The sequence below is a fragment of the Stenotrophomonas sp. 22DLJC03 genome (genome assembly GCF_056861405.1).
Genome location: NZ_JBSPUG010000001.1, coordinates 516,437 through 530,242 on the forward strand (window position 1 = coordinate 516,437; position 13,806 = coordinate 530,242).

Annotated in this window: 12 protein-coding genes; 7 read left to right on the top strand and 5 right to left on the bottom strand. The window is 66.4% G+C overall.

Annotation, left to right across the window (positions count from 1 at the left end):
* Positions 1-252 precede the first annotated feature (252 nt).
* Entirely contained in the window at positions 253-1,392 is a 1,140-nt protein-coding gene (locus AC13GA_RS02365; protein WP_136639357.1) for a mechanosensitive ion channel family protein, read from the top strand.
* 60 nt (positions 1,393-1,452) lie between these two features.
* On the opposite strand, the gene AC13GA_RS02370 is transcribed toward AC13GA_RS02365, so the two are convergent.
* From AC13GA_RS02370 to typA, 3 genes are read right to left on the bottom strand one after another with little or no spacing between them, the layout of a single operon-like run.
* Positions 1,453-3,075 (bottom strand): amidase, encoded by a 1,623-nt coding sequence (locus tag AC13GA_RS02370; protein ID WP_136639358.1) that lies wholly within the window; start codon positions 3,073-3,075, stop codon positions 1,453-1,455.
* Between the two features lie 41 nt (positions 3,076-3,116).
* Positions 3,117-3,584, bottom strand: a complete 468-nt coding sequence (locus tag AC13GA_RS02375) for a DUF2127 domain-containing protein (protein WP_012510161.1) — start codon at positions 3,582-3,584, stop codon at positions 3,117-3,119.
* Positions 3,585-3,595: 11 nt separating this feature from the next.
* Positions 3,596-5,443, bottom strand: a complete 1,848-nt coding sequence (gene typA, locus AC13GA_RS02380) for a translational GTPase TypA (protein WP_012510162.1) — start codon at positions 5,441-5,443, stop codon at positions 3,596-3,598.
* Between the two features lie 274 nt (positions 5,444-5,717).
* Between typA and AC13GA_RS02385 the strand changes: the two genes are divergently transcribed.
* From AC13GA_RS02385 to AC13GA_RS02410, 6 genes are all read left to right on the top strand, one after another.
* Positions 5,718-6,209 (top strand): peptidylprolyl isomerase, encoded by a 492-nt coding sequence (locus AC13GA_RS02385; RefSeq protein ID WP_136639359.1) that lies wholly within the window; start codon positions 5,718-5,720, stop codon positions 6,207-6,209.
* A gap of 118 nt (positions 6,210-6,327) precedes the next feature.
* Positions 6,328-7,314, top strand: coding sequence for a malate dehydrogenase (locus tag AC13GA_RS02390; protein ID WP_136639360.1), 987 nt, complete (start codon positions 6,328-6,330; stop codon positions 7,312-7,314).
* Positions 7,315-7,436: 122 nt separating this feature from the next.
* Positions 7,437-8,051 carry an RluA family pseudouridine synthase gene (locus AC13GA_RS02395; RefSeq protein ID WP_482997441.1) on the top strand — a complete coding sequence of 205 codons (615 nt, stop codon included), beginning with the start codon at positions 7,437-7,439 and terminating at the stop codon, positions 8,049-8,051.
* A 722-nt stretch (positions 8,052-8,773) separates the two neighbouring features.
* On the top strand, positions 8,774-10,654 hold the full coding sequence (gene prpE, locus AC13GA_RS02400) for a propionate--CoA ligase (protein ID WP_482997442.1): 1,881 nt from the start codon (positions 8,774-8,776) through the stop codon (positions 10,652-10,654).
* A 222-nt stretch (positions 10,655-10,876) separates the two neighbouring features.
* Positions 10,877-11,380: a hypothetical protein gene (locus tag AC13GA_RS02405; protein WP_482997443.1), complete on the top strand. Its 504-nt coding sequence runs from the start codon at positions 10,877-10,879 to the stop codon at positions 11,378-11,380.
* Positions 11,381-11,425: 45 nt separating this feature from the next.
* Positions 11,426-12,481, top strand: coding sequence for a suppressor of fused domain protein (locus tag AC13GA_RS02410; protein ID WP_136640049.1), 1,056 nt, complete (start codon positions 11,426-11,428; stop codon positions 12,479-12,481).
* Between the two features lie 119 nt (positions 12,482-12,600).
* Here AC13GA_RS02410 and AC13GA_RS02415 read toward each other — a convergent pair whose 3' ends face one another.
* A complete protein-coding gene (locus AC13GA_RS02415) occupies positions 12,601-13,212 on the bottom strand; it encodes a glutathione S-transferase N-terminal domain-containing protein (protein WP_482997444.1) in 612 nt (203 codons plus the stop codon).
* A gap of 84 nt (positions 13,213-13,296) precedes the next feature.
* The gene (locus AC13GA_RS02420) at positions 13,297-13,755 is read right to left on the bottom strand and encodes a cell wall hydrolase (RefSeq protein WP_004145661.1); all 459 of its coding nucleotides are present in this window, start codon (positions 13,753-13,755) and stop codon (positions 13,297-13,299) included.
* Positions 13,756-13,806 lie beyond the last annotated feature (51 nt).

Genomic DNA, 13,806 nt, shown 5'->3' on the forward strand with positions numbered 1-13,806 from the left:
TGGCGCGCCCAAGCCTCCAGGGACGGATTCACGGCGTCCCCCGCAACCGGCCCCACCCTGCCATCCCGCAGTAAACCGGCCTTTGCTTTTGCTGTTGCTGTTGAGGTTGCCGGCCAGCGGCCGGCACTACCGCGGGTGCAGGGCGCAGCCCTGCCGAACACCCCCGCCTACATTCTGCTTACGAACGGCTGACATCGCGCTCATGGTGCATGCGCCACGCTGGCTCCTTGATGCAGACAGCGAGAATGCGCAGTGATATGGCAACACCTGCAGCAGTATCTGTGGCCGATCGGAACCGCTTTGGTGGTCGGTGGCCTGGGCGCTTGGGTCGTACTGGCACTGTACCGCCGCCTGCGCGGGCGTGACCGGCGCCGCGCGCGCATTGGCCGGGTGATCGGACCGCCGCTGGCCCTTGCACTGCCCCTGCTGTTGCTGGTGCCGGCGCTGCAGGCCACGCCATTGCCGGAACACACGCTCGATCAACTGCTGCGCGTGCTGCACATCGCCTTGACTGCCTGCTTCATCTGGTTGCTGGTTCGGGGCGTTGCGGCGGGCGAGCGCGCGATCCTGCGCAGCCATCCCATCGATGTCTCCGACAACCTGGAGGCGCGCCGCATCCAGACCCAGACGCGGGTGCTCAGCCGTGTGCTGATGGGCGGCATCATCGTGCTGGGCGCGTCGCTGGTACTGCTGACGTTCCCGATGGTGCAGAAGATCGGCACCGCGCTGCTGGCATCGGCAGGCCTGATCGGCCTGGTGGCCGGCATCGCGGCCAAGCCGGTGTTCGGCAACCTGATCGCTGGCCTGCAGATTGCGGTGACGCAGCCGATCCGGCTGGATGACGTGGTGATCGTCGAAGGCGAGTGGGGCCGTATCGAGGAGATCGGCAGCAGCTACGTCGTGGTCCGCATCTGGGATGAGCGACGCATGGTGGTGCCGCTGACCTGGTTCATCGAGAACCCGTTCCAGAATTGGACGCGGCGCAGCGCCGATCTGCTCGGCACGGCGTTCCTGTGGCTGGACTACCGCGCCCCGATCGCGGCGATCCGCACCGAGCTGGAGCGCATCTGCCGTGGTGAGGCGCTGTGGGATGGGCGGGTCTGCGTGACCCAGGTGACCGAAACCAGCGAACGGGCAATCCAGGTCCGCCTGCTGGTCAGCGCACGCAGTTCCGGTGATGCCTTCGACCTGCGCTGCCTGGTACGAGAGCGGATGCTGGATTTCCTGGCGCGCGAGCATCCGCAGTCGTTGCCGCAGGTGCGCGCGCGCGTGCAGCACGAAGACGAACTGGACATGCCGCGAGGACCTCGCGCACGCACCGCGGATGTACGGTCGCCGGGTGCGGAAGATGGTGAGGCGGCGATCGTGCCGGAGGAGCCTGCGGATCGGTAGTGCCGGCCGCTGGCCGGCGCCCCGGGATCTGCTGGCCAGCGGCCGGCACTACCACGCCGATCAAGGCTCGCCAGCGTCGATCAGCGCGTCAGTATCGAAGTGCGGCGGCCGTCGTGCGCGGGTGCGCTGTTCGTAGGCATAGGCCATCTCGATCAGCTTCGGTTCGCTCCAGGCGGTACCCATGAACAGCAGGCCGACCGGAAGGCGATCGATCTGCCCCATCGGCACGCTGAGGCTGGGATAGCCGGCTACGGCGGCAACGCTGTAGCTCTCGCCAGGGAAGTCGTCGCCGTCACTGCGGATCGGCCACGCCACGCCCGTGGTCGGTGCCACCAGTGCATCGAGCTGATGGGCGGCGAGGGCGGCATCGATGCCTTCCGGGCCGGCCAGGCGGCGCGCATCGGTCCGCGCGCGGATGTAGGCCGGGTCGGCCAGGCCGGCGGTGGCATCTGCCTCAACCAGCAGTTCCTGGCCGAACAGGCCCAGTTCCTGCTTGCTGTGTGCCTGGTTGAAGGCGATCAGTTCGGCAAGGCTGCGCAGCGGCGCGCGATGGGTGCTGAGGTAGCGCTCCAGGCCGGCCTTGAACTCGTACAGCAGCACGCTGCGTTCGGCCTCGGCCCAGGCGCCCTGGTTGGGCAGTTCCACCGGCACCACCACTGCGCCGGCGCGGCGCAGCTCGGTGGTGGCCTGTTCGATCAGTGGCGGCATGCCGCGGTACTTCAGCAGGGGCGTCTGCAGCAGGCCGATGCGCTTGCCACGCAGGCCCTGCGGGTCCAGGCGCGCGGTGTAGTCGTAGACCGCGCGGCCGGGCATGGTTGCGGTGGCCGGGTCGGCGTCATCGCGACCGGCAATGGCGGTCAGCACGGCGGCGGCATCGGCGACGCTGCGTGTCATCGGCCCGGCGGTGTCCTGGCTGAAGGAAATCGGGATGATGCCGTCGCGGCTGACCAGGCCGACCGTCGGCTTCAGGCCGACCACGCCATTGACCGCAGCCGGGCAGACGATGCTGCCGTCGGTTTCGGTGCCGATCGCCACGCTGGCGAGGTTGGCGGCTACGGCCACTGCGCTGCCGCTGCTGGAGCCGCAGGGCGAATGGCTGAGGCGGTAGGGATTGCGGGTCTGGCCGCCGCGCGCGCTCCAGCCGGACACCGAATCATTGCCGCGGAAATTGGCCCATTCGCTGAGGTTGGTCTTGCCCAGCACCACGGCACCGGCCTCGCGCAGGCGACGTACCAGATAGGCGTCGTCCGGGCGGAAGCCCTGCAGCGCCAGCGAGCCGGCCGTGGTGGCCATCGGCGCGGCGTTGATGTTGTCCTTCAGCACGACTGGGATGCCGTGCAGCGGGCCGCGCAGGCGACCGTCACGACGCTCGCGATCGCGTTCGGCGGCTTCCTTCAGTGCATCCGGGTTGAGTTCGATCACCGCGCGCAGTCGGGGGCCGGCACGGTCCAGCGCGGCGATGCGCTGCAGGTAGGCCTGGGTGAGGGTGGTGCTGTCCAGTTCGCCGGCGGTCATCCGCGCCTGCAGGTCGGCGACATCGGTTTCGGCGTAGGGGAATGGCACGTTGCGGCTGGCAGGTTCGGCGGCGTGGGCGCTGGGCGTGGCTGGGCTGCAGGCAGCGACAAGCAGCGCAGGCAGCGCAGCGAGCAGGCAGATCAGGAGGGGCGGCAAGGACGGGCGCATGGGGCGGCTTGGTCGGCTCCAATCCCCAGTGTAGCCGGAGCTCAGCGGCGGCGCTTGCGCAGGTCGCGGGCCAGCACGTAGACCACGATCAGGTTGATCGCCAGGATCGTCCACGAGGGCCAGCCAGGATGGCGGATGATCGCGAAGATATCGAACGGCAGGTACAGCGAAGCGGTCAGGCAGCCCAGCCAGGAGGCCCAGGCCTTGGCACGCCACAGGCCCCAGGCTTCAACCAGATGCAGCAGGCCGTAACCGATCATCCCCGCCGCGGCCAGGTGCACCGCGTCGGGGCTGATCATGTGCAGCAGCGAGGGCAGGGTGCCATGGTCCGGATCCAGGCTGAAGCGCCGGATCAGGGCCATGATGCCGTGCCGCAGCGGCTGCGGTCCGAGCACTTCCAGCCCGGTTGCGGCCAACAGCGCCAGCATCGCCTTGCTCGCTTCGAGCAAGGCGATGACGTGCAGACCCGGATGCCGGTGTGGATCCGGGTTGTAGCCGCTCTGGTTCACGGGGTGCTGGCTCAGCCGCCGCGCGAAGCCTTCTTGCGGTCGCTTTCGGTCAGGAACTTCTTGCGCAGGCGGATCTCCTTGGGGGTGATCTCGACCAGCTCGTCGTCTTCGATGAAGTCCAGGGCCTGTTCCAGCGAGTACTTGATCGCCGGGGTCAGCTGGATCGCATCGTCCTTGCCCGAAGCGCGCATGTTGGTCAGCGGCTTGGTCTTGATCGCGTTGACGGTCAGGTCGTTGTCCTTGGAGTGGATACCGACCAGCTGGCCTTCATACACGTTGTCGCCTTCAGCGGCGAAGAGCTTGCCGCGCTCCTGCAGCGGGCCCAGCGAGTAGGCCGGCGTGGCGCCCGGCGCATTGGCGATCATCACGCCGTTGATGCGCTTGGCGATCGCGCCCTGCTCCTTCGGACCGTAGTGGTCGAAGACATGGAACAGCAGGCCCGAACCCTGGGTGAGGGTCTTGAACTCGTTCTGGAAACCGATCAGGCCACGGGCCGGGATCTGGTACTCAAGGCGCACACGGCCCTTGCCGTCCGATTCCATGTTCTTCAGCTGGCCCTTGCGGGTGCCCAGCTTTTCCATCACGCCGCCCTGGTGGATTTCTTCGATGTCCACCACCAGCTGCTCGATCGGCTCCATGGCCTGGCCGTCGATCTGCTTGATGATCACTTCCGGGCGCGACACGGCCAGCTCGTAGCCTTCACGACGCATGTTCTCGATCAGCACCGACAGGTGCAGTTCGCCACGGCCGGAGACCAGGAACTTGTCGGCATCTTCCAGCTGTTCAACCTTCAGCGCGACGTTGTGGACCTTTTCACGGTCCAGACGGTCCTTGATCTGGCGGCTGGTCAGGAACTTGCCACCGGACAGGTCCTTGTTACCGGCGAACGGCGAGTTGTTGACCTGGAAGGTCATCGAGATGGTCGGCTCGTCGACGGTCAGTGCCGGCAGCGCTTCCGGGGTGTCCGGGGCGCACAGGGTGTCGGAGATGGTCAGCTCCTGGATGCCCGAGATGGCGACGATGTCACCGGCCTCGGCCGAATCCTGCTCGATGCGCTCCAGGCCCAGGAAGCCCAGCACCTGCAGCACCTTGCCGTTGCGCTTCTTGCCTTCACGGTCGATGACCGCGACCTGCATGTTCTTCTTCAGGGTGCCGCGCTGGATGCGACCGATGCCGATCACGCCCACGAAGTTGTTGTAGTCCAGCTGGCTGATGCGCATCTGGAACGGGCCTTCCGGATCGACTTCCGGCTTCGGCGCGTGCTGCATGATTGCTTCGTACAGCGGGGTCATGTCGCCGTCGCGCACGGTGTCTTCCAGGCCAGCGTAGCCGTTCAGGGCCGAGGCGTAGACGATCGGGAAGTCGAGCTGCTCATTGGTGGCGCCGAGCTTGTCGAACAGGTCGAACACCTGGTCGATCACCCACTCCGGACGCGAGCCCGGGCGGTCGACCTTGTTGACCACGACGATCGGCTTGAAGCCCATCGCGAAGGCCTTCTGGGTGACGAAGCGGGTCTGCGGCATCGGGCCGTCCATCGCGTCGACGAGGATCAGCACGGTGTCGACCATCGACAGCACGCGCTCGACCTCACCGCCGAAGTCGGCGTGTCCGGGGGTGTCGACGATGTTGATCCGGTTCTTGATACCGGTCTTCTTGTCTTCCCAGGTGATGGCCGTGTTCTTGGCCAGGATGGTGATGCCGCGTTCCTTTTCCTGGTCGTTGCTGTCCATCACGCGCTCGGCGAGGACGGTACGCTCGGACAGGGTGCCGGACTGCTTCAGCAGCTGGTCGACCAGGGTGGTCTTGCCATGGTCGACGTGGGCGACGATGGCGATGTTGCGAAGATTTTCGATGGACATACGAAAGGGGGCCAGTCGGCGCCGGATTTGGAAAAAGAAGTCCAACATTATACGTCGAAGTTGACGATTGGCGAAAACCCGGATTTCACATCGGTCATGGTGCCCATTCAGCTGGGTGTCCCCCAAGCTGGGCCGGGGCCTGGGGGCCGTAGGTCTGGCCTCCCCCTTCCGGAGGCTGAAGCAGGGATCTGCGCCCATGGTCGAAGCCGCCGTCGCCATGAGGCGGGTGTAAACTAGGTGGCTAGACGCATTCCCCTTTGCATCAAGGATCTTCATGTCCCTCATCGCCACTTTCGACACCACCCAGGGCCCGATCAAGGTCGAGCTGTTCGCTGACAAGGCGCCGCTGACCGTTGCCAACTTCGTGAACCTGGTCAAGCACGGCTTCTATGACGGCCTGATCTTCCACCGCGTGATCGCCGACTTCATGATCCAGGGCGGTTGCCCGCAGGGTCGTGGCACCGGTGGCCCGGGCTACAAGTTCGAGGACGAGAAGAACGGCGTGAAGCACGAAGTCGGCTCGCTGTCGATGGCCAACGCCGGCCCGAACACCAACGGCAGCCAGTTCTTCATCACCCACATCAAGACCGATTGGCTGGACGGCCGCCACACCGTGTTCGGCAAGGTCCTGGAAGGCCAGGCCATCGTCGATTCGGTCAAGCAGGGTGACGTGATCCATTCGATCACCCTGGAAGGCGATACCGACGCCGTGCTCGCCGCACAGGCCGACCGCGTCGCGGAGTGGAACAAGCTCCTCGCCGCCTGATCCCCCTTCGAAACGGCCACCCATCGGTGGCCGTTTCCCTGTTCCCCGCCGCCCGCCAGGCCTGCTCGGCCACGCCCGCGGCGTTCCATCAAACGCTTGCAAGCAAGAGGAAACCCCCATGAAAGCACCCGTTCGTGTTGCCGTGACCGGCGCCGCCGGCCAGATCGGTTATGCCCTGCTGTTCCGCATCGCCTCCGGCGAAATGCTGGGCAAGGACCAGCCGGTCATCCTGCAGCTGCTGGAACTGCCGGTCGACAAGGCCCAGGCCGCCCTGAAGGGCGTGATGATGGAGCTGGAAGACTGCGCTTTCCCGCTGCTGGCCGGCATGGTCGGTACCGACGACGCCGAAGTGGCCTTCAAGGACGCTGACATCGCCCTGCTGGTTGGCGCGCGTCCGCGCGGCCCGGGCATGGAGCGCAAGGACCTGCTGCTGGAAAACGCCAAGATCTTCACCGCCCAGGGCGCGGCGCTGAACAAGGTCGCCAGCCGTGACGTGAAGGTGCTGGTGGTAGGCAACCCGGCCAACACCAATGCCTACATCGCCATGAAGTCGGCCCCGGACCTGAAGCCGGAAAACTTCACCGCCATGCTGCGCCTGGACCACAACCGCGCCCTGAGCCAGCTGTCGGCCAAGCTGGGCAAGCCGGTCGGTGGCATGGAAAAGCTGGTCGTGTGGGGCAACCACAGCCCGACCATGTACCCGGACTACCGTTTCGCCACCGCCGATGGTGCGTCGATCGCCGATGCGATCAATGACCAGGAATGGAACGCCAACACCTTCATCCCGACCGTGGGCAAGCGCGGCGCGGCGATCATCGAAGCCCGTGGCTCGTCCTCGGCGGCTTCGGCGGCCAACGCAGCCATCGACCACGTGCGTGACTGGGTGCTGGGCAGCAACGGCAAGTGGGTCACCATGGGCGTGCCGTCCGACGGTTCCTACGGTATTCCGGAAGGCGTGATCTTCGGCTTCGCGGTGACCACCGAGAACGGCAAGTACACCCTGGTCAAGGATCTGCCGATCGACGACTTCAGCCAGAAGTACATCGACAAGACCCTGGCCGAGCTGGAAGAAGAGCGCTCCGGCGTCGCCCACCTGCTGGGCTGATGCAGGCGGTACCGGTTTCGGCTGGTACGTCTTTCATCAAGGTAGGCACCGACCGTTGGTCGGTACGCAGAACACGGGGAAGCTTCGGCTTCCCCGTTCTTGTTTGAGGGGCTCGGAAACTGATGATCCATCTGCATTACATCGACGACACGCTGCTGGTGGCCGAGAAGCCGGCCGGCCTGCTGTCCGTGCCCGGTCGCAGCGCCGAGAACCAGGACTGCGTGATCGCACGGCTGCAGGCGCTGTACCCGGACGCGCTGACCGTGCACCGCCTGGACCAGGTGACCTCGGGCCTGCTGCTGCATGCGCGTGGCAAGGACATGCAGGCGGCGTTGTCGATGCAGTTCGAGCAGCGCCAGGTCGGCAAGCGCTACGAAGCGATCGTGCAGGGGGAGCTGGACGCCGAAGCCGGTGAGGTGGATCTGCCGCTGATCGTGGACTGGCCGAACCGGCCGAAGCAGATGGTCGACCACGAGCGCGGCAAGCCGGCGCTGACACGCTGGCGTGTACTTGCCCGTGATGTTGAAGCGCAGCGCACCCGCGTGGAGTTGGAACCGATCACTGGCCGCAGCCATCAGCTGCGCCTGCACATGGCCAGTCTCGGCCATCCCATCGTTGGTGACGTGCTGTATGGCGCCGTGCCGGCGCAGCGCGTGCACCTGCATGCGCGCAGCCTGCGATTCACCCATCCAGTGACGGGCGAGGCGCTCGCGTTCGAGTCCGCGACTCCGTTCTAGGGGGGGGCGGCAGGGCTTGCAGCCCTGCACCTGCAGAATCAACGTCAACGTCAAAAGCGGGCTATCCGTGGGTTGGCGGGACGGTGTCGGAGTGCGGGGACGCCGCAAGTACGTCCCTGTAGGCTTGGCAGCCGCATCCATGCGGCTGACACCCCGCACTCCGACACCGCCCCACCTTCGACAGGTTCCCGCGGCTGTTGGTAACTGCGGCCGTTGTTCCGCGCGGCTGTTGGTAGGTGTCGACCTTGGTCGACACGATTTTTCCCTCAGATATCGAATGAATCATCCACGCATGGCGTGGATCTACCGTGTCGACCAAGGTCGACACCCATCAGGGCAATACGCCGTTCCGACAGATCGCGGCCAACTGTCGAAGGCGGGGTGGGTCCGGTTGCGGGAGTGTCCGCGGCATGGATGCCGCGGCCAAGCCCCCAAGGGTGAGGGTGCTTTGCTTGCGAAGCACTGCTTCGCAAGCGCCCGAACGCACAGCCGCCAGCGGCTGGGCCGGACCGCGGAGCGGGGTTTACGGCGTCTCCCGCAACCGGACCCACCCCGCCTTCCCTCAGGAAACCAGCTTCTGCTGTTGCTTGGGCTTTGGCCTCTGCAGGTGCAGGACTGCAAGCCCTGCAGAACAAAACCCCACCCCCTACCAAGGTAGGGCGGCCCGCGCGGCAGCGCCGGACTATCCTCGAACCCATGACTTTGTCTGGGAGGGCTGCGTCATGAACTACGAGGAAACCTACCGTCGCTCGATCGACGAGCCGGAGGCCTTCTGGGGCGAGGAAGCCAAGCGCATCCATTGGCACAAACAGCCGCAGCAGGTGCTCGACTACAGCAATCCGCCGTTCCGGCGCTGGTTCGTCGGTGGCGAAACCAATCTCTGCTACAACGCCGTCGACCGCCACCTGGCCGACCGCGCCGACCAGCTGGCGCTGGTCGCCATCTCCACCGAGACCAACAGCACCCGCGAGATCACCTATCGCCAGCTGTATCGCGAAGTGAACGACTTCGCCGCCGTGCTCAGGCACCTGGGCGTCGGTCACGGTGACCGCGTGGTGATCTACATGCCGAACATGGCCGAAGCGGTATTTGCCATGCTCGCCTGCGCGCGCATCGGTGCGGTGCACTCGGTGGTGTTCGGCGGCTTCGCCGCGCACAACCTGGCGCTGCGCATCGACGACGCCAAGCCCAAACTGCTGATCGCCGCCGATGCCGGCATGCGCGGCGGCAAGCTGATTCCGTACAAGGCGATGGTCGACGCGGCCTGTGCCGAGGCCAGTAATCCGCCGCCACATGTGTTGATCGTGTCGCGAGGGTTGGACCCGGCAGAACCGCGTGTGGCGGGACGCGATGTGGAGTACGCCACGCTGCGTGCACAGATCGGCGAAACCGATGTGCCGGTACAGTGGCTGGAATCAAGCGAGCCGAGCTACCTGCTGTACACCTCCGGCACCACCGGCAAGCCGAAGGGCGTGCAACGCGATGTCGGCGGCTATGCGGTGGCGATGGCGCAGTCGATGGAGACCGTGTTCGACTGCCGGCCAGGGCAGGTGATGTTCTCCACCTCCGATGTCGGCTGGGCGGTCGGCCATTCCTACAACGTGTACGGCCCGCTGATCGGTGGCTGCACCTCGCTGCTGTACGAAGGGCTGCCGACCAACCCGGATCCGGGCATCTGGTGGGCGCTGTGCGAGCAGTACAACGTGCGCACGATGTTCTCTTCGCCCACCGCCATCCGCGTGCTGAAGAAGCACGACGCGGACTTCATCCATCGCCACGACCTGGGCGCACTGAAGTACCTGTTCCTGGCCGGCGAGCCGCTGGATGAACCGACCGCGCACTGGATCAGCGAGGCGCTTGGCAAGCCGATCATCGACAACTACTGGCAGACCGAAACCGGCTGGCCGGCGCTGACCCTGCTGCCAGGCCTGGAGATGAAGCCGGTCCGGTTCGGTTCGCCGGGCTTCCCCAACCTCGGTTACCGCATGAAGGTGATCGACGAGAACACCGGCGAAGAAGTGGCGCCGGGGCAGAAGGGCGTGCTGGTGATGACCCCTCCATTGCCGCCGGGCTGCATGAGCACGGTGTGGAACGACGACAGCCGCTTCCTGCAGAGCTATTTCAGCCACTTCAAGGAGCTGCTGTACAGCTCACTGGACTGGGCGATCCGCGATAACGATGGCTACACCTTCATCCTCGGCCGCACCGACGATGTGATCAACGTGGCCGGTCACCGGTTGGGTACGCGCGAGATTGAAGAAGCCATCTCCAGCCATCCGCGTGTGGCCGAGGCCGCCGTGATCGGGGTCAAGGATGAGCTGAAGGGGCAGGTGCCGCTGGTGTTCGTCACCCTCAAGCAGGGCCTCGATGGTGAGGATCCGGCGCCGGTGGTGGCCGAGATGATGGCCACGGTGACCGCATCGCTCGGTGCGGTTGCACGCCCGGCGCATGTGCACGTGGTCAACGCGTTGCCCAAGACCCGCTCGGGCAAGCTGCTGCGGCGTTCGCTGCAGGCGCTGGCCGAGCAACGCGACCCGGGCGACCTGTCGACGCTGGATGACCCCGGAGCGCTGGAGGAGATCCGCCGCGCGCTGGGCCGCTGATCCGGTAGTGCCGGGCGCTGGCCGGCAACCTCGGGAATCATGGGATTGCCGGCCAGCGGCCGGCACTACCCTCCGCGTCCAGAACATGCGCTAAGCTCGGCCTGTCATCGACCTGCAACACGCGGCGCGCGCCGGGGAAGGCGCGCCCCGTCCGGGAATGGCACACAGGGGAGCGTGCCCGCAAGGGTGCGCCGGCATTGCGCATCGAGGGAGGGGGAGGCAATGGCATTGCTGCACGCCAAGACGGCTGCTGGCCGTCAGGAAATAGAGGACCGTGGCCGGCGCCTGCCGGCGGCACTGCGTTCGATCCTGCTGATGGTTGACGGCCATCGCGATGACACCGAACTGCGCGGCCTGTTCGAAGGCCTGCGCGCACCACCCGATGCACTGGAGCAGCTGGCCGCACAGGGCCTGATCGAAGTGATCGGCGGAAGTGCCGAGGTGACACCGCTGCGTGGCATCAGCACCGGGCGCGAACAGGATCCGGCGCTGTACCAGCAGCTGTACGACGCGATGAGCGAGGCCGTGCGCCGCCACCTGGGCCTGAAGGGCTACTTCATGCAGTTGAAGATAGAACGCTGCACCGATGCGCTGGCGCTGGAGCGCCTGTGCCCGGAACTGCTGGCGGCGGTGGGCAAGGCGCGCAGCCCGGCGCTGGCCCAGCGCTGGTGGCAGGAAACCCGGGCGGCCGTGGTGAATGACGGTGGCGAGGTCGTGCAGGCCTGAGCCACCGCGTAAAGTGACCGGTTCACTTCCCACAAGGAGTCTCCCGTGCAGGACGACCACGACGACACCGACACCCCAGGCTGGGACGCGATCAACGCCGCGCTTGCGCCGTTGCATGCCGGCCAGGAACCGCGCCATTACGGCACTGCATTGCCCTACACGCTGGGTGGCCAGGATCCCCTCGATGGCATCAGCGTGTACTGGGCGGATGCGCCGGTCCCGCACTGGCACTACATCACCTATGGATTCTCCGAGCTGTACGCCAAGGAGAGCAGCGATGCCGCCAACAGCGGTTATGGCTTCGAACTGACGTTCCGCCTGGCTGCGAGCACCGGCGAGACCACTGGCAGTGAGCCGCCGGTGTGGCCGATGAACCTGCTGCAGAACCTGGCGCGCTATGTGTTCGGCAGCGGCAATGTGTTCGAGGACGGTCACCACCTCAATGCCAATGGTCCGATTGCGCTGGAGACCGACACGCGGTTGTGCCACCTCGCCTTCATCGCCGACCCGCAGCTTCCCGCGCGTGATACCGCCAACGGTCATCTGCAGTTCCTGCAGCTGGTCGGGTTGACCGACGAAGAAATGGAGGCGGTCAAACGCTGGTCGACGCGCGGTGTGCTGCAGGTGCTGCAGCCGGCGATGCCGCTGTGGATCAGCGACCTGCACCGCGGCAACCTGCTGGACGATGCGGGGTTGGCGCAGCAGGTGAGGGCCGGCAGCGAGCGCGAGGGCTCCAGTACCGGCATGTTGTTCATCGAGACACTGGATTGGCGGCAGGAGGCGGGCATCACTACCCTGGTGCTGGGGGCCGGCCAGGTCGCCAGCGTGTGCGAGCTGCTGCCGCTGCGCCTGCGCCATGGCAAATCGCTGGAACTGGTCAGCCGCGAGCGGCAGTGGGAATTCATTCCGGCCGGGCGCAGTGACGTCGGCGACGTGTCCGCCGACAGCGCGCGCTGGGCACTGGACGAGCCGGGACTGCAGGCGCTGGCGGGCGTGCGTGCCGAGCGCGGTATCTACCCGGTGGCGGCGGCGCTGCGCATCGAAGTGGTGCCGACCTACCTGCGCGATGCCAAGGGCGAAGTGATCCGCCAGATCGGCTGATCGGGTCGATGGAGCCGATGGGTCAGAGCCGCCTGCTGCGCAGACGGTTCCGACCCCGCCTCGGGGCCTCTGAGGCCGGATCCGCTCGCCACGCGAACGGCTCTGACCCCTGACCAGGGTCAGGCCAGGCCTTCGGCCTTCAGCACGGCCTGCACGCCGGCATCGGCGTCCATGCGCGCCTTGTAGGCGGCCAGGTTGTCCAGGCCGGACAGGTCGACCTTGGTGCCGGCGGCCCAGCGCAGGGTGATGTAGAAGTACGGATCGGCGAAGCTGCGGAAGCCGGCGAGCCAAGGCTTGTCGGCCAGCTGCTTGTCGGCGGTCTCGAACAGGCCGCGCAGGCGCTTGTGCGCGGCGGCGCGGATCGCATCGAACTGGCTTTCGTCGGCAATGAACTTGCCCGGCGCGAACAGCGGCGAGAACGCCGGATGCACATCGGAGTTGACGAAGGCGAGCCAGCGGGTGGCCTCGGCGCGCTGGCGCGGACTACCGTCGCCGCCGAGGCCGGCCTGCGGGAAGCTGTCAGCGATGTAGCCCATGATTGCCGCGTTCTGCAGCAGCACGAAGTCGCCATCGACCAGCGCGGGTACCGCGCCGGCCGGATTGATCTTGAGGAATTCCGGACCCTTCAGGGTGTCCTTGTTCAGCAGTTCAACCTCGAACGGCTGGCCGGTCCATTGCAGGGCGATGTGGTCGGCGGTGGAACAGGCACCGGGCTTGCTGTACAGCTTCATGGGAACTCCAGGTGATGCGTGCGGGAAGCACCCACTATCCCAGAGCCTGGCGGCGGGCGGCAACGCTGCCGCCAGCACGGATCGTTACGACTGCCGTGGCTTGAGGTTCTGCACCTTATAGAAGGTGTGATCGCCGATGGTGGCCACCTGGTAGGCGTTGCGCCAGTTCGGGCTGGCGATGGCCAGCGCGGCGAAGTGACTGGCACCGGGCACGATCTCGCGGCGCTCGCCGGCCGGCAGCGCCCAGTTGCGCTCGGCGTCGAAGGCCACGTTCATCGCCTCGCTCCAGGCCGCGTCGTTCCCCAGCTGGGTGCCGGGGGAGACGATGGTCGGTGCGAACTGCTTGCGCGCGGTCACCACCTGGCACATCGAGTCACCCCACAGGCCGCTGTCGAGGCGGCGCAGGGCAACCTCGGCCACGGCCTGTTGGCCACGCAGGGTCTGGTCGCGGGCTTCCAGGTACACGGTGGTGCTCAAACACAATGAATCAGCGGCCGGCTGGGGCAACAACTGCGACAGCCAGAGAATCCAGGCCAGTTTCATATAACTCCTTGCTCCGTATGGGCCGCACGCTCCGGTTCCGGCCGCGGGCGC